This window comes from Mitsuaria sp. RG, assembly GCF_028369275.1.
Taxonomy (GTDB): Bacteria; Pseudomonadota; Gammaproteobacteria; order Pseudomonadales; family Pseudomonadaceae; genus Aquipseudomonas; species Aquipseudomonas peradeniyensis.
The window spans coordinates 46,935-67,417 of sequence record NZ_JAQMYQ010000029.1 but is presented as its reverse complement, the minus strand read 5'-3'; the positions used below and the strand labels follow the sequence as shown (position 1 = coordinate 67,417).

Here is a 20,483-nt window from a genome sequence, read left to right as displayed (position 1 = left end):
GCCCGCCTGATGTCGTCCGATTCACGCCGCGAACCTCGCTGGCGAGCCCCGGTCGGCAGGCGCATAGTCGAACCTCGACAATAACAAGGCAGAGGCGGCCATGACCAAGACCCTGCATCACCGAGCCTGTCACCTGTGCGAGGCCATCTGCGGCCTGAACATCGAAGTCACCCACGAAGCCGATGGCCCGGCGCGGATCAGCTCGATCAAGGGCGACCCGCAGGATCCGTTCAGCCGCGGCCATGTCTGCCCCAAGGCGGTCGCCCTGCAGGACATCCAGGAGGACCCCGACCGCCTGCGCCAGCCCCACCGGCGCATCGGTGACCAGTGGCTGCCAATCAGTTGGGACGAAGCCTTCGCCCTGGCCGCCGAGCGGCTGTGGGCGATCCAGCAGGCCCACGGGCGCAACGCGGTCGCCGTGTACCAGGGCAACCCCAGCGTGCACAACTATGGGCTGATGACCCATAGCAACTACTTCCTCGGCTTGCTCAAGACCCGTAATCGCTTCTCGGCGACCTCGGTGGACCAGTTGCCGCAGCACCTGACCAGCCACCTGATGTACGGCCATGGCCTGCTGCTGCCAATTCCGGACATCGACCATACGCAGTTCATGCTCATCCTCGGCGGCAATCCATTGGCCTCCAATGGCAGCATCATGACCGTCCCGGATGTGGAAAAGCGCCTCAAGGCACTCAAGGCCAGGGGCGGGCAACTGGTGGTGGTGGATCCGCGACGCAGCGAGACGGCTGCGCTGGCCGACCTGCACCTGTTCATTCGCCCCGGTGGCGACGCGGCGCTGCTGTGTGGCTTGCTGCATACGCTGTTCAGCGAGAACCTGGCCCGGGGCTCGCATCTGCCGGTTGCGGGCCTGGAGCAGGTGCGCGAAGCCATCCTGCCGTTCGATGCGTCTGCCATGAGCGCGTTGTGCGGTATTCCGGCCGAGGCGATCCGCCAGCTGGCGCGGGATTTCGCCGCCGCCGACAAGGCGGTGTGCTATGGCCGGATGGGCGTATCGACTCAGGCCTTCGGTTCGCTGTGCCACTGGCTGGTGCAGTTGATCAACCTGGTCACCGGCAATCTTGATTGTGAAGGCGGCGCCCTGTGCACGGCGCCTGCGGTCGACCTGGTCGCCAGCACCTCCGGCGGGCATTTCGATCAATGGCGCAGCCGGGTCTCGGGCTTGCCCGAGTATGGCGGCGAGCTGCCGGTCTCGGCCCTGGCCGAAGAGATCCTCGTACCAGGCGAGGGGCAGGTGCGGGCGCTGGTGACCGTGGCAGGCAACCCGGTGCTGTCCACGCCTAACGGGCGACGCCTGGACGAGGCCCTGGCCGGCCTCGACTTCATGCTCAGCATCGATCTGTACATCAACGAGACCACGCGCCATGCCGACCTGATCCTGCCGTCGACCTCGGCGCTGGAGAACGATCACTACGATTCCACCTTCAACCTGCTGGCGGTGCGCAACGTCACCCGCTTCAACCGGGCGATCCTACCCAAGCCCGATGGCGCGCTGCACGACTGGGAGATCTTCGTGGGCCTGGCCAAGGCCTTTGCCGAGCGCGCGCAGGTTGAGCTCAAGGCCACCTTGCCGCCGGCACAGATGATCGACTTCGCCCTGCGCAAGGGGCCTTATGGCGACGGGACGCCCTGGAAGCTCTCGCTGGAGGCGCTAGACGCGTATCCCCATGGTCTCGACCTCGGGCCGCTATGTGCCAACCTGGCAACGCGCCTGCGCACGGCGAGCGGGCAGGTCGAGGCGGCACCGGCGGTGCTGCTCGAAGACCTGCGGCGCCTTGCCAGTGTGTCCGCGCCCACGGATGACCAGCTGTTGCTCATCGGCCGTCGCCATGTGCGCAGCAACAACTCGTGGATGCACAACTACCACCGCTTGGTCAAAGGCAAGCCGCGCCACCAGTTGCTGATGCACCCGGACGACTTGAGCCGGCGCCAGTTGCAGGACGGCCAGATGGTGCGGGTGCGCTCGCGCACAGGGGTGATCGAGGTGGCGGTACAGGCCAGCGAGGAGATGATGCCGGGCGTGGTCAGCCTGCCCCATGGCTACGGCCATGGGCGCCAGGGCGCGCGCTTGCAGGTGGCCGCTGTGCAGCCGGGGGCGAGTGCCAATGACCTGACTGACGAACACCTGCGCGATGGCGTTTCCGGCAATGCCGCCCTCAATGGCGTGCCGGTACAGGTCGAGGCCGCATGAAGCACGGCAAGGCCGAGCACGCTGCTCGGCTTTCCGATACAATGCGTCACCGTGCCGACGACCCTGTCGGAAAGTTCAGCCGAGGTGCTTCATGGATATCATCGATACAATCAAAGAGCAGATTGCCAACAACACCATTCTGCTTTACATGAAAGGTTCGCCGAATGCCCCACAGTGTGGCTTCTCGGCCAAGGCTTCGCAGGCCGTGATGGGTTGCGGCGAGAAGTTCGCCTACGTCGACATCCTGCAGAACCCGGAAATTCGCGCCAACCTGCCCAAGTACGCCAACTGGCCGACTTTCCCGCAACTGTGGGTGGCTGGTGAGCTGGTCGGCGGCAGCGACATCATGCTGGAAATGTTCGAGAAGGGTGAACTGCAGACCCTGATCAAGGACGCGGCCGCCAAGGCCAAGGCTTCCGAGGCCTGATTCAGGTCTACTCGCCTGCACGCAAAAAGCCCCGCATCAGCGGGGCTTTTTGTTGGGTAATCGTCAGTAATTGCAAGGCCACAATTCGTCGACTGCATGCGGCTTGTGTAGGAGCGGCCTTGTGTCGCGAAAGGGCCGCATAGCGGCCCCGGCAATATCAGCTTGATGCGTAGATCTGGGGCCGCTACGCGCCCCTTTCCGGCCGGTCCGACGCCTCGGCGAGGCCGCTCCTACAGGGTTACGCGATCACCTGCTGGAGATGCTTTGTCTGACCGACGTAAAGCTTACTCTTCGCCCATCTGCGACTGCAGGTAGTTCTCGATTGTGATCTTGTCGATCAGGCCCAGCTGGGTTTCCAGCCAGTCGATGTGCTCTTCCTGGTCTTCGAGGATGTCTTCGAGCACATCGCGCGAGCCGAAGTCGCCAGCGGTTTCGCAGTGGGCAATGGCGGCCTTGAGGTCGGCATGGGCCTTTTTCTCAAGCTTCAGGTCGCAGTCGAGCATCTCCTTGGTGTGCTCGCCGATCATCAGCTTGCCCAGGTCCTGGACGTTGGGGATGCCTTCGAGGAAGAGGATGCGCTTGATCAGCTTGTCAGCGTCCTTCATCGCCTGGATGGACTCTTTGTACTCGAGCTTGCCAATCCTGTTCAGGCCCCAATCTTCATACATGCGCGCGTGCAGGAAGTACTGGTTGATTGCGACCAGCTCGTTTCCGAGGATCTTGTTGAGATGCTGGATGACGCTTACGTCGCCTTTCATGATGGGGTCTGCCCTGTAGATGTTGAGCCAATGAAAACAAGTCTGAGCTCCTCAACTATCTATGTCAAACCTAAGTTATTGAATAATAAGTGAAAATTAATCGGAATAAGAATGTTTGTGAACTGCGTTCGGGCGCTAACTTATTGAATTGCAGGCATAAAAAAACCGGACTCTGGGTCCGGTTCTTCGAATTCGGGGTAATTACGCCGCGTTGAATTCAGCGGGGTAGGGCAGGGCGGCCTGCTGGCTCAGTTGCAGCTCGGTGAGGGTTTCGCGCACCACCTGCTTGGCGAGGCAGGCGCACTTGCCGCACTGGCTGGCCACATTGGTGGCAGCTCGCACTTCCTTGTAGCTGCAGCATCCTTCGTAGATCGCATCGCGGATCTGTCCATCGGTGACACCGACACAGAGACACACATACATAAAGGCTGACCGTCGCGGGTTGAGTCGATGCGTTGGAGAGTAATGGTAATGAGAATGCTTGTCAAAACACTTTGTGTAAGGTGCGCGCCAGAGCGACCGGCGGTCGAGATTCGGCCTGTCACGCAAAGCTGTGTATGATGGTCGGCCTTTGCTGGATCCGGGGGAAGGTGTTCCGCCCGGGCAAGGTTTTTCACCCCTCATCAGGAGAGATCGAATGAGCGTACTCGTTGGCAAACAAGCCCCGGACTTCACCGTTCCAGCCGTGCTGGGCAACGGCGAGATCGTCGACAGCTTCAACCTGGCCTCGGCCATCAAGGGCAAGTACGGCCTGGTATTCTTCTACCCGCTGGACTTCACCTTCGTCTGCCCGTCCGAGCTGATCGCCCTGGACAACCGCATCCCTGACTTCCAGGCGCGCAACGTGGAAGTGATCGGCGTGTCGATCGACTCGCACTTCACCCACAACGCCTGGCGCAACACCCCGGTCAACAACGGCGGTATCGGTCAGGTCAAGTACACCCTGGCAGCCGACATGACCCACGAAATCTGCAAGGCCTACGACGTCGAGTCCGAAGGCGGCGTGGCCTTCCGTGGCGCCTTCCTGATCGACACCAACGGTGTCGTTCGTTCGCAGATCGTCAACGACCTGCCACTGGGCCGTAACATGGACGAGCTGCTGCGCCTGGTCGACGCCCTGCAGTTCCACGAAGAGCACGGCGAAGTCTGCCCGGCCAACTGGAAGAAAGGCGACAAGGGCATGAACGCTTCGCCGGAAGGCGTTGCTGCTTACCTGAGCGAGAACGCTGGCAAGCTGTAATTGCCATGCGCATAAAAAAACCGGCCCTGGTGGCCGGTTTTTTTATGCCCGCGGTTAGTGCGTTCGGCGCCCTGTAGGAGCGGCCTTGTGCCGCGAAAGGGCCGCGCAGCGGTCCCGCGATATCCGCCTCGGCACTGAGATCCTGGGGCTGCTGCGCAGCCCTTTCGCGGCGCAAGGCCGCTCCTACAGGGAACGGTCGGCTTAATCGTTGAAATCGCGCCAGCCGCCCATCTCTTTCCAGCGATTGACGATGCCGCAGAACAACTCGGCGGTCTTCTCGGTGTCGTAGCGCGCCGAATGCGCCTCACGCCCGTCGAAGTCGATGTCCGCGCTCTGGCAGGCCCGGGCCAGCACGGTCTGGCCGTAGGCGAGGCCGGCGAGGGTGGCGGTATCGAAGCTGGAGAACGGATGGAACGGGTTGCGCTTGATGTCGTTGCGCGCCACCGCGGCATTGAGGAAGCCCAGGTCGAAGCTGCTGTTGTGTCCGACCAGGATCGCCCGCTTGCAGCCATTGGCCTTCAGCGCCTTGCGCACGCCGCGGAAGATATCGGTCAGCGCGCTTTCCTCGCTCACCGCCATGCGCAGCGGGTGGTCCAGCTTGATGCCGGTGAATTCCAGTGCTGCCGCCTCGATATTGGCCCCTTCGAACGGTTCGACCCGGTGGAAGTAGGTGTGCTCGGGGAACAGGAAGCCCTTCTCGTCCATGCCGATGGTGACGGCGGCGATCTCCAGCAGCGCGTCGGTGGCGCTGTTGAAACCGCCGGTCTCGACGTCCACCACCACGGGCAGGTAGCCACGGAAACGCTCGGCCATCGGGTGGCGCGAGCCGCTGCTGACCTGGCTGTCCTGGTCGTCTTCGTACAGATCTTCGCTCACGCGTTGTCCTCCAGCAGGCGCCAGCGCAACTTCTCACCGGCGCGCAGGGGGATCACGGTGTTGTCGCCGAACGGCAGGCTGTCCGGCGCGGTCCATTCCTCACGCACCAGGGTGATGGTGTCGGTGTTGCGCGCCAGGCCGTAGAAGTCCGGGCCGTGCTTGCTGGCGAAGCCTTCGAGCTTGTCCAGGGCGTTGCGCTGTTCGAACGCCTCGGCGTACATCTCGATGGCGGCATAAGCGGTGTAGCAGCCGGCGCAGCCGCAGGCGGCTTCCTTGGCATGCTTGGCGTGGGGCGCCGAGTCGGTGCCGAGGAAGAACTTCGGGTTGCCGCTGGTGGCGGCATCCAGCAGCGCCACCTGATGGGTGTTGCGCTTGAGGATCGGCAGGCAGTAGAAGTGCGGGCGGATACCGCCAACCAGCATGTGGTTGCGGTTGTACAGCAGGTGCTGGGCGGTGATGGTCGCACCGACGTTGGCCGGCGCTTCGCTGACGAACTGCGCGGCGTCGCTGGTGGTGATGTGTTCGAACACCACCTTCAGGGTCGGGAAGCGTTCGACCAGGCGGCGCATGTGCTCGTCGATGAAGCGTTTCTCGCGGTCGAACACGTCGATCTCGCTGCGCGTGACTTCACCGTGCACCAGCAAGGGCATGCCGGTTTCGGCCAGGGCCTCGATCGCCGGGAAGATATTGTCGATGCTGGTCACGCCCGAATCGGAGTTGGTGGTGGCGCCGGCCGGGTAGAGCTTGGCGGCGTACACGATCCCGCTGGCCTTGGCGGCCCGCACATCGTCGGCGCTGGTGCGGTCGGTGAGATAGAGCACCATCAGTGGCTCGAAGCGGCTGCCGGCGGGGCGTGCGGCAAGGATGCGCTCACGGTAGGCGGCGGCCTCGACGGCGTTGCGCACCGGCGGAACCAGGTTGGGCATGATGATGGCACGGGCGAAGGTGCGCGCCACGTCACCGACGGTGTGGGGCAGGACGGCACCATCGCGCAGATGGATGTGCCAGTCGTCGGGGCGCAGGAGGGTCAGGCGATCGGACATTGGAGATTCCAGGCGGGTCGAACTCAGAAGCCAATGCTACCGGAAAACCCCTGTTCGAGCACGGCTATCAAGTTTTCCGACGGGCGACCGATAGCGTTCAGGTAAGTCGTCGGAATTTGTGGAGCCGCCCGTGCGCCAGCGTTACCTAGCCCTGTTCACCCTCGTTGCCAGCCTGCCGGCCGGAGCAATGACCTTCCAGACCCGCGTGGAGAACGTCGCCTGGAAAGTCGAGGGTGACCAGTTCGAATGTCGCCTGATCCAGCCGATCGACGGTTTCGGCAGCGGTGAGTTCGTGCGCCGTGCCGGCGAGCAGCCGACCTTCCAGCTGCGTTCGGACAGCAATGTCCTGGGCGCCGGCTCCGCCACCCTGCTGGCCGCCGCCGCGCCCTGGCAGCCCGGGCGCGGCGACATCAACCTCGGTGCGGTGCACATGGCCCGTACCGGCGTGCTGTTCACCTCCAGCCAGGGGCAGGCCAGCCGCCTGATCAACGGCCTGCTCGATGGTCGCAGCACCGTGGTGCGCAACTACCGGGGCGAAGGTGGTCGGCCGATGGAAGTGCATGTGATGCCGGTCAGCTTCGCCAAGGCCTACAGCGACTACCAACTGTGCGCCGCCAAGCTGCTGCCGATGAACTACGACCAGATCCGCCAGACCCAGGTCGGCTTCCCCGGCGGCGGGATCGAGCTGGACAGCTCGGCGCGCGCCCGTCTGGATGTGCTGCTCGACTACCTGAAGGCCGATCCGACGGTCAACCACATCGAACTCAACGGCCACTCCGACAACAGCGGCAATCGCCTGACCAACCGCGACACCTCCCGCCGACGGGCCCTGGCGGTGGCCGACTACCTCAAGGCCCATGGCGTGCCGGAAGAGCAGATCAGCGTACGCTTCCACGGCGAACGCTATCCGTTGGCCAAGAACAACAGTGCCGCCAACCGGGCGCGCAACCGTCGGGTGAACATCCAGCTCGAGCGTGTAACGCCGGTCGAGAAGCCGGTGGAGAAACCGGCAGCGCAGATGCCCCCGTCGGCCCCGGCACCCGTCGCCACGCCTGCGCCAACGACGCCTGCAGCCGCTGCCACGCCGTCCGCTCCAGCGAAATCCTGAGTGCGACAGCGGGTCGCGCTCTCGACAATTCCTGTCGCTTTGTCGTCACAAGCTGTCGCCCCATTGTAAATTTTTCAGCAACGCCGGTAGAATCATCCGCTTTCCGTACAACCCCGTGGAGTGATGGCATGGCGGACGTAAAAAAGGTCGTATTGGCGTATTCCGGCGGCCTTGATACTTCGGTGATTCTCAAGTGGCTGCAGGACACCTACAACTGTGAAGTGGTGACCTTCACCGCTGACCTCGGCCAGGGCGAGGAGGTCGAGCCGGCCCGCGCCAAGGCCCAGGCGATGGGCGTGAAAGAAATCTACATCGACGACCTGCGCGAAGAGTTCGTGCGTGATTTCGTCTTCCCGATGTTCCGCGCCAACACCGTCTACGAAGGCGAGTACCTGCTGGGTACTTCCATCGCCCGCCCGCTGATCGCCAAGCGCCTGATCGAGATCGCCAACGAAACCGGCGCCGACGCCATTTCCCACGGTGCCACCGGCAAGGGCAACGACCAGGTGCGCTTCGAACTGGGCGCCTATGCGCTCAAGCCAGGCGTCAAGGTCATCGCTCCATGGCGCGAGTGGGACCTGCTGTCCCGCGAGAAGCTGATGGACTACGCCGAGAAGCACGGCATTCCGATCGAGCGCCACGGCAAGAAGAAATCGCCGTACTCGATGGACGCCAACCTGCTGCACATCTCCTACGAAGGCGGTGTCCTGGAAGATACCTGGACCGAGCACGAGGAAGACATGTGGAAATGGAGCGTCTCGCCTGAGAACGCCCCCGACCAGGCCACCTACCTCGAGCTGACCTACCGCAACGGTGACATCGTCGCCATCGACGGCGTCGAGAAGACCCCGGCCACCGTGCTGGCCGACCTCAACCGCATCGGCGGCGCCAACGGCATCGGTCGCCTGGACATCGTCGAGAACCGCTACGTCGGCATGAAGTCGCGCGGCTGCTACGAGACCCCGGGCGGCACCATCATGCTCAAGGCTCACCGTGCCATCGAGTCGATCACCCTGGACCGCGAAGTCGCTCACCTGAAGGATGAGCTGATGCCCAAGTACGCCAGCCTGATCTACACCGGCTACTGGTGGAGCCCGGAGCGTCTGATGCTGCAGCAGATGGTCGACGCCTCCCAGGTCAACGTGAACGGCGTCGTGCGCCTGAAGCTGTACAAGGGTAATGTCACGGTCGTTGGCCGCAAGTCGGACGACTCGCTGTTCGATGCCAATATCGCGACCTTCGAGGAAGACGGCGGCGCCTACAACCAGGCCGATGCCGCAGGCTTCATCAAGCTCAACGCACTGCGCATGCGCATCGCGGCCAACAAGGGCCGTTCGCTGCTGTAAGCCTTTGGCGTGCCCGAAAAACCCGGCCTCGGCCGGGTTTTTTCATGCCCGGGATTCAGGGGGAGGCGGGGCCTCGCCTTCCTGCATCGGCGATACCGACAGGTGGATGCAGGTTCGCGTATCGAGGTTGTACAGGATCCAGCGCCGCTGTTGGCCGTGGGGACGCTCGATCATCCGCTGCACATGGTTTTCGATGAGCTTTCGACTGTCGGCGCCGGAGATGGCGATGATCATCGCCCCTTTGTCCCGTGCGGCAGGTGGGCGAGGCGGCCTGTCCGCCCCCGTGGCGCGTCTGTCCGGGGCAAACAGCGAGCCGTTGTTGAAGTTGAGCGTAAGGAAGAACAGCACGGTAAGGAAGAACGGAAACCCCACCAGAAACCAGGTGTAGACAATCTGGCTGTCGTCGCTGAGAAACGGCAGCGAGGCCAGGGCGGACGCCTCGATCACACCGGCAAATACAGCGATAAGGGTCAACGGACTGATAGGGTCGCGATTCATGATGAGTGCCTGGCCATGCTTTGCCCATCAGTAGCTCGTTTTTCCGAATGCGATAAGCGTGGATCATTTCCCTGCCGGGTGATGCCACAGGCTACGGCAGCGCTTTTTATCCAGTCTGTACAGTCGAAATTTCCTGCATGAAGTGTCACCTGGCGGCACTTGGATCCAATTCTGCCGACTGTTACTTTTTGGGGGCGACGAACATGCATCTATTACATTTTGTTAATTAGCTGCTTGTAGGAAGAATCTCTATTAACAGTAGTCCACTTCTTTCGGTGAATTTGCCAGGGAAACCGCTGCATAAATAATCGTTATGCTCGGGTGTGGTGGTCTATCGAACTAAAAATAACGTATCAATGGGAATCGCATGAATAAAGTGCTGATCGTGGATGATCACCCGGTCATTCGCCTGGCCGTACGCATGCTGATGGAACGGCATGGCTACGAGGTAGTGGCGGAGAGCGACAATGGTGTGGATGCCTTGCAACTGACGCGGGAGTATCTGCCGGACATTGTCATTCTGGATATCGGGATCCCCAAACTGGATGGGCTTGAAGTGATTGCCCGGATGACCCTGGCAAGTCCCGGGACCAAGGTGCTGGTGCTGACCTCTCAGGCTCCGGGGCACTTCTCGATGCGCTGCATGCAGGCGGGGGCGGCGGGTTATGTGTGCAAGCAGCAGGAGCTGACCGAACTGCTCAGCGCGATCAAGGCCGTGCTGTCCGGCTACAGCTACTTCCCCAACCAGGCGCTGCACAAGGGACGCTCGGGGGTGAGCGGCGCCACGGAGATGGAGATGGTCGAGCGGCTTTCCGGGCGGGAGATGATGGTGTTGCAGCAGCTTGCCCGGGGCAAGAGCAACAAGGAGATCGCCGACAGCATGTTCCTCAGCAACAAGACGGTCAGTACCTACAAGACGCGCCTGCTGCTCAAGCTGAATGCCCGCTCGCTGGTGGACCTGATCGAGCTCGCCCAGCGCCATGGGCTGGCCTGACAGCATCATTGAAAAAGCCTCCACTGGGGAGGCTTTTGCGTGATTGTTCTATAGGTCGTAGTCGAAGTCGGCCAGTTGCTTCTTCAGGCGTCGTTCCTCGAGCATGTTGTCGATGGTGCGGCGTTTGCTCAGGTTGGTCTTGGCCGGTTCGGCCTGCGGCTCCACATCGTCGTCCGCACTCTGGAAATCGTCGTCGATCACCAGCTCTTCTTTATCGGTGCTCATGCGTCACTCCAAGCCAAAGGGCCATTGGCCGTCCTTATAACGGGAATCGCAGAGCGGGTAAAAAAGATTTTTTCAATTGCCTCGCGCAGGTTTCAGCTATTGCCTCAATCGTCGGAGGTCTTGTACTTGTATTCGCACAGGTCTTCGATCCGGCAACTGCCACAGCGCGGTTTTCGGGCCTGGCAGACGTAACGGCCATGCAGGATCAACCAGTGGTGGGAATCGAGCAGATAGTCCCTGGGGACGAACTTGAGCAGCTTCTTCTCCACCTCCAGCACGGTCTTGCCCGGTGCGATACCTGTGCGGTTGCTGACCCGGAAGATATGCGTGTCAACGGCCATGGTGAGCTGGCGAAAGGCAGTGTTGAGCACCACGTTGGCGGTCTTGCGGCCGACGCCGGGCAGGGCTTCGAGGGCCTCGCGGGTCTGCGGGACTTCGCCGGCGTGCTGCTCGACCAGCAGGCGGCAGGTTTCGATGACGTTCTTGGCCTTGCTGTTGTACAGGCCGATGGTCTTGATGTACTCGCTCAGGCCGTCGACGCCCAGGGCGTGGATGGCTTGCGGGGTATTGGCGACCGGGAACAGGCGGGCGGTGGCCTTGTTGACGCCGACATCCGTCGACTGGGCCGAGAGAATCACGGCGATCAGCAGTTCGAAAGGGGTGGAGTAGGCCAGTTCGGTCTTGGGTTCGGGATTGTCTTCATGCAGCCTGCGAAAGATCTCCAGGCGTTTGGCGGCATTCATGGGGTCAACGGGTTCCTTGACGGCGTGAGGCGGTATTCGATGGGCGCAGGTGATTGTACAGGCCCAGCAGCAAGCCGAGCAGTATCAGCGCGCCGGGAGCCAGTGCGGCGAGGTGCAGGCCGAGACCTTCGGCCAGGAGTTGGCGGCAGATGCCCAGGGCCAGCCCGGCCGCCAGTAAGCCGAGCAGTCCGAGCCCCAGGTGGCGATATCGGCCAGGCTGTGCTGGCAGTTGCTCGCTGGCGAGGCAGGGCAAGGCCAGCAGCAGTGGGTAGAGGCCAAGCTGCTGGGTCAGGGGCATTGCCCAGGCTTGCAGGCCGAGGTGCAGGCAGGTCGCCAAGGCGGCGGCAAGTACTATGCTCATCCACAGGCGGGGGGCTTGTTCCAGGTGACGGCGCAGAGGAGTCATCAACGCCTGGTGCAGGCCCACCAGCAGTATTGTGCAAAGGCTGATCGCAAGCGCCTGGACGATGGTGCTGGTCGCGCCGAGCAATGGCGCCAGGCTGATTGGCAGGAGCCAGAAACGGTTCATGGAGGCGTCTCACCGAGCAATGCGGGACGATGCTGGTCAAAATAGCGCAGTGCATCCTGGATCGCCTCGATGACTGCCCGCGAGGTTACCGTCGCCCCGGCCAGCTGGTCGAACGCACCCTGGTCACGTTTGATTGCCCAGGCCTGCTCGGGCGTATCGCGCAGTGTCCGGCCGATGAACTGGTCCAGCCAATGGCGCGCCGGGTCGACCAGTTGATCGCCAAGGCCGGGGCTTTCCTGCTGTTCGAGCACGCGCACGCCCACCAGGCGGCCCTGGGGGGCGATGGCGATCACCAGTTCGATGGCACCGCCATAGCCTTGGACGCTGCTGTGCAGCAGGATAGCGCTGGTGACGCCCGCCAGGCTGGCGCGGTAGCCGGCCAGCAGATGGCTATGGCTCAGGCTGGGATCCTCGAGGGCCACGGGTGTTTGCAATGGCCGGTTGTCGTAGCTGCCCGGCGGCAGCACCTTGAGCCACTGCTGTTCCTGCCATTGGCGCGAAGCCTCGGCAATCGGCCCGGCGGTGAAGCGGTGCCAGGCCAGCGTCGCGGCAATCGCCAGCCCTGCCACCAGGAGCAGCGCTGCGGCACTGTGCCAGCGGGCGGTCATGGACAGGCCCGTTGCTGGCGGCGTTCCGCCCAGCGATCAAGGGTGGGGACGGCGAGGTTCATCAGCAGGACGGCGAACGCCGTGCCATCGGCGAAGCTGCCCCAGGTGCGGATCAGGTAGATCAGCAGGCCGGTGCCGATACCGAACAGCAGGCGGGCCAGTGGTTGCTTGCAGCCGGACACGGGTTCGGTGGCGATGAAGAACGCGGCAAGCATGGTCGAGCCGGACAGCAGGTGCAGCAGTGGCGAGCCGTTGGAATCGGAGCCTGCGCCATTCCAGCCCAGCAGGGCGGACAGGAACAAGGCGCCAAGCAGACCGACGGGGGCCTGCCAGCCGAAGACCTTGCGCTGCAGCAGGAATAACCCGCCGAGCAGGAAGGCGAGGTTGACCCACTCGCTACCACGCCCGCCCAGATGGCCGAACGCCAGGTGGTTGGCGAACAGTTCGTCTATGGTCAGGCTGCGGTTGTGGCGCAGCACATCGAGCACCGTGGGGCTGGCCCACGCGTCGATCCGTTCGCTGGCGCCCAAGCTCAGGCCAAGGCTTTCCACGAGCCCAGGTGCCTGACCGGGCCAGTGGTTCATCTGTAGCGGGAAGCTCAACAGGACGAACGCATAGCCGACCATGGCAGGGTTGAACAGGTTGCGCCCGACCCCGCCAAAAGCTTGTTTCCCCAGGCCGATGGCGACGCAGGCCGCCGTCACGGGCAGCCACCAGGGCGCCAGGCTGGGCAGGGCTGCGGCCAGCAGCGCGGCGGTGACCAGTGCACTGCCGTCGCCAAGGGCGCAGGCGACCGGCATTCTCCGCCAGCGCAATAGCACAGCCTCGGTAGCCAGCGCCGCGCAACCGCTCAACAGCAGGTTGATCAGCACGCCCCAGCCATGCAGCCAGAACAGCACCAGCAGGCCAGGGGCGCAGGCCAGCAGAACCAGCTGCATGGTGCTGCGCAGGCGCGGATCAGTGGTCGGCATGGCTTTACAGGTCCTCGAGGTGTTGCACAGCGATGGCTTCCGTTGCCAGGGGCAGGGCGATGCGTGGAGCCGGGCTCATTGGGTGAAGAGTCCGTTGAGTCCAGAAAACGCCATGGCCATCACCCCAGCCCCGATCAGCTGGACGGGCAGGCCGCGCAGGGCTGCGGGCATCTCGGCATGGCGGCAGCGGGCGTCAAGGTCGGCATACAGCGCCAGGGCCAGCCAGAATCCCAGCGCGCCGACAGTGGCCCACGCCAGAATACCCCAGCCGTCGACGGCGCCGTTGGCAAGCTGTAACAGCAAGCCTAGCACCACGGCGTTTGCGCTCAGCAGAGGTTGCAGATCGTGCAGGGGCCAGCCTGGCCGAAAATGTCGGAGCAGGTTTGGCAGTGTCCAGGCCAATGCCGCCAGCAAGGGCAGGAAGATGAACAATTGCAGGTCCTGCAACCCCATGGGCAGGAAAAATTGCCGGTGTAGCCAGACGCCGACAGGTAGTGCGACGAGGATCAACAGGGCCGAACACAGACCCAATGCATGCAGGCGCGCACGCTCGACCGGCTCGGCCTGCAGGACCAGGTGATTGACCAGCGCGGCGCTGACCAGGATCAGGACGTAGTCACTCATGGCGATGTCGAAAGCCGGAGGGTGCCATCATTATCGGGTAGCGGGCGGCAGATGCAACTGCCCCGGCCAATTGGCCGGGGCAGGAGGGCTTACTTGATACGCTGGCCTGGCTTGGCGCCGCTGTCGGGGCTGAGCAGGTATATCTCTTCACCGCCGGGGCCGGCGGCCATGACCATGCCTTCGGAAACGCCGAAACGCATCTTCCGCGGCTTGAGATTGGCCACCATCATGGTCAGGCGGCCTTCCAGCTGGGAAGGATCCGGGTAGGCCGACTTGATGCCCGAGAACACATTGCGGCGCTCGTCACCGATGTCCAGGGTCAGCTGCAGCAGCTTGTCGGCGCCGGGCACGGCTTCGGCCTTGACGATCAGCGCCACGCGCAGGTCGACTGCAGCGAAGGTATCGAACTCGATCTCGGCCGACAGCGGGTCCTTGGCCAGTTCGCCATTGCCCGCCGGAGCAGCCTTGGCTTCGGCGGCCAGCAGGTCTTCCTTGCTGGCGGCGACCATGGCTTCGACCTTGGCCGGCTCGATGCGGCTCATCAGGGCCTTGAACGGGTTGAGCTGGTGGTTTTCCAGGCGCGACAGGTGGTCGTTCCAGGTCAGCGGGGCGACGTTGAGGAACGCCTCGGCGTCGGCTGCCAGCAGTGGCAGTACCGGCTTGAGGAAGATCACCAGCTGGCGGAACAGGTTGACGCCCTGGGCGCAGATGGCCTGCACTTCATCCTGCTTGCCTTCCTGTTTGGCCAGCGACCACGGCGCCTTGTCGGCGATCCAGGCGTTGGCGCGGTCGGCCAGGGCCATGATCTCGCGCATGGCGCGGCCGAAGTCGCGAGCCTCATAGGCCTCGGCGATCGACGGCGCGGCGGCGAGGAAGGCCTCGGTCAGCTCGGGCGCGGCATCGCCGGCAACCATCACACCGTCGTTGCCCTTGTGGATGAAGCCGGCGCAGCGGCTGGCGATGTTGACCACCTTGCCGACCAGGTCGGAGTTGACCTTCTGCACGAAGTCCTCGAGGTTCAGGTCGAGGTCGTCGACGCCGCGACCCAGCTTGGCGGCGTAGTAGTAGCGCAGGTATTCCGGCTGCAGGTGGTCGAGGTAGGTGCGCGCCTTGATGAAGGTGCCGCGCGATTTCGACATCTTCGCGCCGTTGACGGTCAGGTAGCCGTGCACGTTGACCGCGGTCGGCTTGCGCAGGCCCGCGCCTTCGAGCATGGCCGGCCAGAACAGGGCGTGGAAGTTGACGATGTCCTTGCCGATGAAGTGGTACAGCTCGGCCTTGGAGCCTTCGTTCCAGAACGCGTCGAAGTCCAGCTCCGGACGGCGGTCGCAGAGGTTCTTGAAGCTGGCCATGTAGCCGATCGGCGCGTCCAGCCAGACGTAGAAATACTTGCCCGGTTCGCCCGGGATCTCGAAGCCGAAGTACGGCGCGTCACGGGAGATATCCCACTCCTGCAGGCCCGAGTCCAGCCATTCGGCGAGCTTGTTGGCCACCGCGTCCTGCAGGGTGCCGCTGCGGGTCCACTGCTGCAGCATGGCCTGGAAGTCAGGCAGCTTGAAGAAGAAATGCTGCGAGTCGCGCAGCACCGGGGTGGCGCCGGAGATCGCCGACTTGGGGTTCTTCAGTTCGGTCGGGGCGTAGGTGGCGCCGCATTTCTCGCAGTTGTCGCCGTACTGGTCCTCAGCCGCGCACTTGGGGCAGGTGCCCTTGATGAAACGGTCGGCGAGGAACATGCCCTTCTCGGGATCGAAATACTGGGTGACCGAACGGGTGGCGATGTACCCGGCGTCGCGCAGGCGAGTGTAGATCAGGCTCGACAGTGCGCGGTTCTCCTCGCTGTGCGTGGAGTGGTAGTTGTCGAAATCGACCAGGAAGTCGGCGAAGTCGGCGCTGTGCTCGGCCTGGACGTTGGCGATCAGCTGCTCCGGCGTGATGCCTTCCTTTTCCGCGCGCAGCATGATGGCCGAACCGTGGGCGTCGTCGGCGCAGACATAGATGCACTGGTTGCCGCGCAGCTTCTGGAAGCGCACCCACATGTCCGTCTGGATGTACTCCAGCATATGGCCAAGGTGGATCGATCCATTGGCATAGGGCAGGGCGCTGGTGACGAGAATCTGACGTGGCTCGGACATGGTGGCTCGGCTACTTATCTGGCTACGGGGTAAAAATGAGGGTGATCGGCCACTATAAAGGGCTGGCGAATTTATTTCACCCCAAGGACGCATCTGCTGACGATTGACGGGTTAGCATAGGCGCCTGTTCCGTATCCAGTTTGCCAATGGGAGCCTCCATGAGTGCCGTTACCCGTGCCGCCGTCGAAGGCGTGCTTCGCCAGTACACCGACCCCTACCTGAACCAGGATCCGGTCAGCGCCGGTTGCGTGCGCGCCATCGACATCCAGGGCGGGCAGGTCAGCGTGCAGTTGCAGCTGGGGTATGCCGCCGGCCTGTTCAAGGGCGGCTGGGCGCAGGTGCTGCAGACCGCCATCGGCAACCTTGATGGCGTCACTTCGGCCAGCGTCAGCATCGACTGCGTGATCGCCACTCACAAGGCCCAGGCCCAGGTGCCGGCGATGGCCAACGTGAAGAACATCGTCGCCGTGGCCTCGGGCAAGGGCGGGGTCGGCAAGTCGACCACCGCCGCCAACCTGGCCTTGGCCCTGGCCCGCGAAGGTGCCAGGGTGGGCATTCTCGATGCCGACATCTATGGCCCGAGCCAGGGGGTGATGTTCGGCATCGCCGAAGGCACCCGCCCGCAGGTGCGCGAGCAGAAGTGGTTCGTGCCGATCAAGGCCCATGGGGTCGAGGTCATGTCCATGGCGTTTCTCACCGACGACAACACGCCGATGGTCTGGCGTGGCCCGATGGTCTCGGGCGCATTGCTGCAACTGGTGACCCAGACCGCCTGGGACGACCTCGACTACTTGGTGATCGATATGCCGCCGGGCACCGGCGACATCCAGCTGACCCTGGCGCAGAAGGTGCCGGTGGCAGGCTCGGTGATCGTCACCACGCCCCAGGACCTGGCGTTGCTGGACGCGAAGAAAGGCGTGGAGATGTTCCGCAAGGTCAACATCCCGGTGCTGGGCGTGGTCGAGAACATGGCGGTGCATATCTGCTCCAACTGCGGCCATGCCGAGCACCTGTTCGGCGAAGGCGGTGGCGAGAAGCTGGCGGCGCAGTACGGTGTCGAGCTGCTGGCCTCGCTGCCGTTGTCGATGCTGATTCGCGAACAGGCCGACAGCGGCAAGCCGACCGCCATCGCCGAGCCGGAAAGCCAGATCGCCATGGTCTACCAGGAGCTGGCGCGGCAGGTGGGGGCGCGGATCGTGCTGCAGGAAGCGGCGGCGCCAGCGATGCCGAGCATTACCATCAGCGAAGACTGACGCGTTACCTGTAGGAGCTGCCTTGTGCCGCGAAAAGGGGGCGAAGCGCCCCCAGAATCTGTGTATCAAGCAGATATTGCCGGGGACGCTATCTGCGGCCCTTTCGCGGCACAAGGCCGCTCCTACAGGGAAATGCGCAAATCCAGCCTCTGTTTTGTTCAGGCACAAAAAAACCCGCCAATGGCGGGTTTTTTTTGAAAGCGAGGAAGCGAGATCGACTTAGGCGATCTGAACTTCTTCAGCCTGCATGCCTTTCTGGCCGCGGGTAGCGACGAAAGTAACAGCCTGGCCTTCTTTCAGGGTTTTGAAGCCGTCAGCTTGGATGGCTTTGAAGTGCACGAACAGGTCGTCGCCCGACTGAGGGGTGATGAAGCCGTAGCCCTTCTCATCGTTGAACCACTTGACAACACCGGATTGACGGTTGGACATTTTTCTGTCTCCTTGGACAAAGTTGATAACGGTCAGGAAACACCCTGACCGGGACTGAGCGCAAAGAGAGCAGAAAATTCAGCGATGGGCCGATCAGGATCGTGCATCAAACTAGAGATTCTCGGTGTCACGTGCAGCACAGTGGCGCCACCTTAACCCACTTTCCACAACCTGCCAATGGCCAAGAAGCGCTTTGATGAAATTCGGATCGACGGCCGGTGCAGGCCCCGTCCGGCGCGGGATAGGGCGAGGAAACTTTAACCCGGGCGCCGGGACCGGTAAGATGCACCTCTCGTTTTTTACCCCGCACTCTTCAGGACACCCCGCCATGAGCATCAAATCGGACAAGTGGATTCGCCGCATGGCGCAGGAACACGGCATGATCGAACCGTTCGTCGAGCGCCAGGTGCGCGGCGAGCAGGACAGCCGGGTCATTTCCTTCGGTGTCTCCAGCTACGGCTACGACGTGCGCTGTGCCGACGAATTCAAGGTTTTCACCAACATCAACTCGGCCACCGTCGATCCGAAGAACTTCGATGCCGGCAGCTTCGTCGACATCAAGAGTGACGTGTGCATCATCCCGCCGAACTCCTTCGCCCTGGCCCGCACCGTCGAGTACTTCCGCATCCCACGTGACGTGCTGACCATCTGCCTGGGCAAGAGCACCTATGCCCGTTGCGGCATCATCGTCAATGTCACGCCGCTCGAGCCCGAGTGGGAAGGCCATGTGACCCTGGAGTTCTCCAACACCACGACGCTGCCGGCGAAGATCTACGCCAACGAAGGCGTGGCACAGATGCTGTTCCTGCAGTCCGACGAGGCATGTGAAGTCTCGTACAAGGATCGTGGCGGCAAGTACCAGGGCCAGCGCGGCGTTACCCTGCCACGCACCTGAGCCGACAAAGCGCGGGAATTGTTTCCGCGCCCGGCACTCCAACGAGAATACAGTTTCGGCGCGCATGCCGTGCGCCGGGCCTCGTCAGGAGCCGCCGATGAAACTCGACCCCTCAATCAGTGCCAAGCTGGCCGTCCTGCAGCCGAACCAGATCGGATTGCTGGCCTGGTCGCTGATGGCCCACCCGCCGATCCACACACCGCTGCCGATGCAGGCCGGTGGCGTGCCGCACCAGCCCGATCCCGATACGCCGCAACCGCCGGAACCTGGCGAGCACCCGCCGATGGAGCCGGGCGAGCCGACCCTGCCCGATGAGCCGCCTCCAGCCCCGGTGGCCTGATTTTTCTCAGTTGCCCAGCAGGTAGCCGCTGCGACAGACCTGCTCGCCGGCCACATGGGCAACCACCATGCCCGCCGTGGCCATGCGCCGGATGCTGCGCGCATAGAGCAGCCCGGCCTGGGTATTGCGCAGGGGCGTGACCCGGTCGTTGAGCGGGTCGATGACCTCAGCGATCAGCTCACCGGCTTGCAGGTACTGGCCGGGCGCGGCGTGGAACACCAGCAGCCCGCCGAGCGGCGTCATGACCGGCTCAACCGCCGCCAGCGGCGTTGCCGGGTGAACCAATGCGGGCAACGGCGCCGGCTGGCCCTCGATGACCCCGGCATGGGTAAGGAAGTCGAGGATCGCCTGGCAGTCCCGGGTCGCCAGCGGGTGGCTGACATCGGCCTGGCCGCGCAGCTCGATGGTCACCGAGAAACTGCCCTGGGGGATCGGGAAGCGTTTGCCGAAGCGCTGCTGCAGCTGCCACCACACCAGGCTGAAACACTCATCGAACGACTGTCCGCCCGAATCGGTGGCCAGCAGGCTGGCCTGCACGCCCAGGTAACGGGCCAGCGGCTCGACCTGGGGCCAGGCCTCCGGCGTGGTGTACAGGTGCTCGACGGCCTCGAAGTCGCAATGCAGGTCGAGCACCATGTCGGCGTCGCAGGCCAGGCGTTGCAGGGTCAGGCGCTGCGACTGCAGCGGCGTGTGCGCGGGGTGGGCATCCAGGCCCCGGCGCAGGTATTCGCGTATCAGCGCCAGATTGTGCGCCGGATCCTGGGTGAGGTGCCCCTCGATCTGGTCGCCAATGCTGTCGGACAGGTCGACGAACCTGCGGTTGAAGTTCTCGCCGCTCTGCAGTTCGAAACGGCCCAGCGGCGCGTCCAGCAGCACCTGCTCCAGGCCCACCGGGTTGGCCACCGGCACCAGGATGATCTCCTTGTGCAACCGGCCCTGCTGCTCCATTTCCCCGAGTCGCTGCTTCAAGTGCCAGGCCACCAGCATGCCCGGCAGCTCGTCGGCGTGCAGCGAGGCCTGGATGTACACCTTGCCGGCGCCACGCGGGCCGAAATGAAAGCTGTGCAGCTGGCGGGCGATACCCGGGACAGGGGAGAGCAGGTCGTGGGTCGAGTGGTGCATGGTGGTCCTGATGTCGTCAGCGTTGTAGGGCGAAGGCTGGGATCAAGGATAGAAGCATAACTTCGGGAGTGGCGCACTATTCAGATCGCGGGACCGAGGAGCACGGTACAGAC

General features: G+C 63.4%; 23 protein-coding genes. 9 read left to right on the top strand and 14 right to left on the bottom strand.

Translation table 11 applies throughout. The features are described 5' to 3' along the window. The first annotated feature begins 100 nt into the window (after positions 1–100). Positions 101–2,209 carry a molybdopterin oxidoreductase family protein gene (locus POF53_RS17005; protein WP_498968646.1) on the top strand — a complete coding sequence of 703 codons (2,109 nt, stop codon included), beginning with the start codon at positions 101–103 and terminating at the stop codon, positions 2,207–2,209. Between the two features lie 91 nt (positions 2,210–2,300). Beyond that, positions 2,301–2,636: a Grx4 family monothiol glutaredoxin gene (grxD, locus tag POF53_RS17000; protein ID WP_103449407.1), complete on the top strand. Its 336-nt coding sequence runs from the start codon at positions 2,301–2,303 to the stop codon at positions 2,634–2,636. 284 nt (positions 2,637–2,920) lie between these two features. Here grxD and bfr read toward each other — a convergent pair whose 3' ends face one another. Then, a complete protein-coding gene (gene bfr / locus POF53_RS16995; RefSeq protein ID WP_028690081.1) occupies positions 2,921–3,394 on the bottom strand; it encodes a bacterioferritin in 474 nt (157 codons plus the stop codon). Between the two features lie 201 nt (positions 3,395–3,595). Continuing rightward, the gene (locus POF53_RS16990) at positions 3,596–3,817 is read right to left on the bottom strand and encodes a bacterioferritin-associated ferredoxin (protein WP_203647757.1); all 222 of its coding nucleotides are present in this window, start codon (positions 3,815–3,817) and stop codon (positions 3,596–3,598) included. Between the two features lie 214 nt (positions 3,818–4,031). Between POF53_RS16990 and POF53_RS16985 the strand changes: the two genes are divergently transcribed. Further along, complete coding sequence (locus POF53_RS16985) at positions 4,032–4,634, top strand: peroxiredoxin (RefSeq protein WP_023629028.1); 603 nt, start codon at positions 4,032–4,034, stop codon at positions 4,632–4,634. Between the two features lie 201 nt (positions 4,635–4,835). Here the strand turns inward: POF53_RS16985 and rnt are convergent, their stop codons facing one another. Further along, the gene (gene rnt, locus POF53_RS16980; protein ID WP_028690079.1) at positions 4,836–5,510 is read right to left on the bottom strand and encodes a ribonuclease T; all 675 of its coding nucleotides are present in this window, start codon (positions 5,508–5,510) and stop codon (positions 4,836–4,838) included. Beyond that, positions 5,507–6,553 carry a dihydroorotase gene (pyrC, locus tag POF53_RS16975; protein ID WP_203647756.1) on the bottom strand — a complete coding sequence of 349 codons (1,047 nt, stop codon included), beginning with the start codon at positions 6,551–6,553 and terminating at the stop codon, positions 5,507–5,509. The genes rnt and pyrC overlap by 4 nt, the downstream gene beginning before the upstream one ends. A 130-nt stretch (positions 6,554–6,683) precedes the next feature. Between pyrC and POF53_RS16970 the strand changes: the two genes are divergently transcribed. Then, entirely contained in the window at positions 6,684–7,661 is a 978-nt protein-coding gene (locus tag POF53_RS16970) for a flagellar protein MotY (RefSeq protein WP_498968642.1), read from the top strand. A 128-nt stretch (positions 7,662–7,789) separates the two neighbouring features. Next, on the top strand, positions 7,790–9,007 hold the full coding sequence (locus POF53_RS16965; protein WP_498968640.1) for an argininosuccinate synthase: 1,218 nt from the start codon (positions 7,790–7,792) through the stop codon (positions 9,005–9,007). Between the two features lie 42 nt (positions 9,008–9,049). On the opposite strand, the gene POF53_RS16960 is transcribed toward POF53_RS16965, so the two are convergent. Next, positions 9,050–9,505 (bottom strand): hypothetical protein, encoded by a 456-nt coding sequence (locus POF53_RS16960; protein WP_232855801.1) that lies wholly within the window; start codon positions 9,503–9,505, stop codon positions 9,050–9,052. A 367-nt stretch (positions 9,506–9,872) separates the two neighbouring features. Here POF53_RS16960 and POF53_RS16955 point away from each other — a divergent pair, with 367 nt between their 5' ends. Then, entirely contained in the window at positions 9,873–10,499 is a 627-nt protein-coding gene (locus tag POF53_RS16955) for a response regulator transcription factor (RefSeq protein WP_028690074.1), read from the top strand. Positions 10,500–10,547: 48 nt separating this feature from the next. Here POF53_RS16955 and POF53_RS16950 read toward each other — a convergent pair whose 3' ends face one another. The 7 genes from POF53_RS16950 to metG all read right to left on the bottom strand — a co-directional run bounded on the left by POF53_RS16950 (position 10,548) and on the right by metG (position 16,331). Then, positions 10,548–10,724 carry a PA3496 family putative envelope integrity protein gene (locus tag POF53_RS16950; RefSeq protein WP_475860934.1) on the bottom strand — a complete coding sequence of 59 codons (177 nt, stop codon included), beginning with the start codon at positions 10,722–10,724 and terminating at the stop codon, positions 10,548–10,550. Positions 10,725–10,828: 104 nt separating this feature from the next. Then, complete coding sequence (gene nth, locus POF53_RS16945; RefSeq protein WP_475860935.1) at positions 10,829–11,467, bottom strand: endonuclease III; 639 nt, start codon at positions 11,465–11,467, stop codon at positions 10,829–10,831. 4 nt (positions 11,468–11,471) lie between these two features. Beyond that, positions 11,472–11,996, bottom strand: coding sequence for an Rnf-Nqr domain containing protein (locus POF53_RS16940; protein WP_498968636.1), 525 nt, complete (start codon positions 11,994–11,996; stop codon positions 11,472–11,474). Then, the gene (locus tag POF53_RS16935) at positions 11,993–12,604 is read right to left on the bottom strand and encodes an RnfABCDGE type electron transport complex subunit G (RefSeq protein WP_254464838.1); all 612 of its coding nucleotides are present in this window, start codon (positions 12,602–12,604) and stop codon (positions 11,993–11,995) included. Before POF53_RS16935 ends, POF53_RS16940 begins: the two co-directional genes overlap by 4 nt. Then, complete coding sequence (locus tag POF53_RS16930) at positions 12,601–13,575, bottom strand: RnfABCDGE type electron transport complex subunit D (protein ID WP_498968634.1); 975 nt, start codon at positions 13,573–13,575, stop codon at positions 12,601–12,603. The genes POF53_RS16935 and POF53_RS16930 overlap by 4 nt, the downstream gene beginning before the upstream one ends. A 75-nt stretch (positions 13,576–13,650) precedes the next feature. Further along, positions 13,651–14,199, bottom strand: a complete 549-nt coding sequence (locus POF53_RS16925; protein WP_232855806.1) for an Rnf-Nqr domain containing protein — start codon at positions 14,197–14,199, stop codon at positions 13,651–13,653. An 89-nt stretch (positions 14,200–14,288) separates the two neighbouring features. Continuing rightward, positions 14,289–16,331, bottom strand: coding sequence for a methionine--tRNA ligase (gene metG / locus POF53_RS16920; protein WP_254464835.1), 2,043 nt, complete (start codon positions 16,329–16,331; stop codon positions 14,289–14,291). A gap of 158 nt (positions 16,332–16,489) precedes the next feature. On the opposite strand from metG, the gene apbC reads away from it, so the two are divergent. Continuing rightward, positions 16,490–17,584, top strand: coding sequence for an iron-sulfur cluster carrier protein ApbC (gene apbC, locus POF53_RS16915; RefSeq protein WP_203647749.1), 1,095 nt, complete (start codon positions 16,490–16,492; stop codon positions 17,582–17,584). A gap of 219 nt (positions 17,585–17,803) precedes the next feature. Here the strand turns inward: apbC and POF53_RS16910 are convergent, their stop codons facing one another. Next, the gene (locus POF53_RS16910; protein ID WP_003254922.1) at positions 17,804–18,013 is read right to left on the bottom strand and encodes a cold-shock protein; all 210 of its coding nucleotides are present in this window, start codon (positions 18,011–18,013) and stop codon (positions 17,804–17,806) included. A 328-nt stretch (positions 18,014–18,341) separates the two neighbouring features. On the opposite strand from POF53_RS16910, the gene dcd reads away from it, so the two are divergent. Next, positions 18,342–18,908 carry a dCTP deaminase gene (gene dcd / locus POF53_RS16905; RefSeq protein WP_050704036.1) on the top strand — a complete coding sequence of 189 codons (567 nt, stop codon included), beginning with the start codon at positions 18,342–18,344 and terminating at the stop codon, positions 18,906–18,908. Positions 18,909–19,005: 97 nt separating this feature from the next. Next, positions 19,006–19,248 (top strand): hypothetical protein, encoded by a 243-nt coding sequence (locus POF53_RS16900; RefSeq protein ID WP_203647748.1) that lies wholly within the window; start codon positions 19,006–19,008, stop codon positions 19,246–19,248. 6 nt (positions 19,249–19,254) lie between these two features. Here the strand turns inward: POF53_RS16900 and POF53_RS16895 are convergent, their stop codons facing one another. Continuing rightward, entirely contained in the window at positions 19,255–20,370 is a 1,116-nt protein-coding gene (locus tag POF53_RS16895) for a succinylglutamate desuccinylase/aspartoacylase family protein (RefSeq protein WP_203647747.1), read from the bottom strand. Positions 20,371–20,483 lie beyond the last annotated feature (113 nt).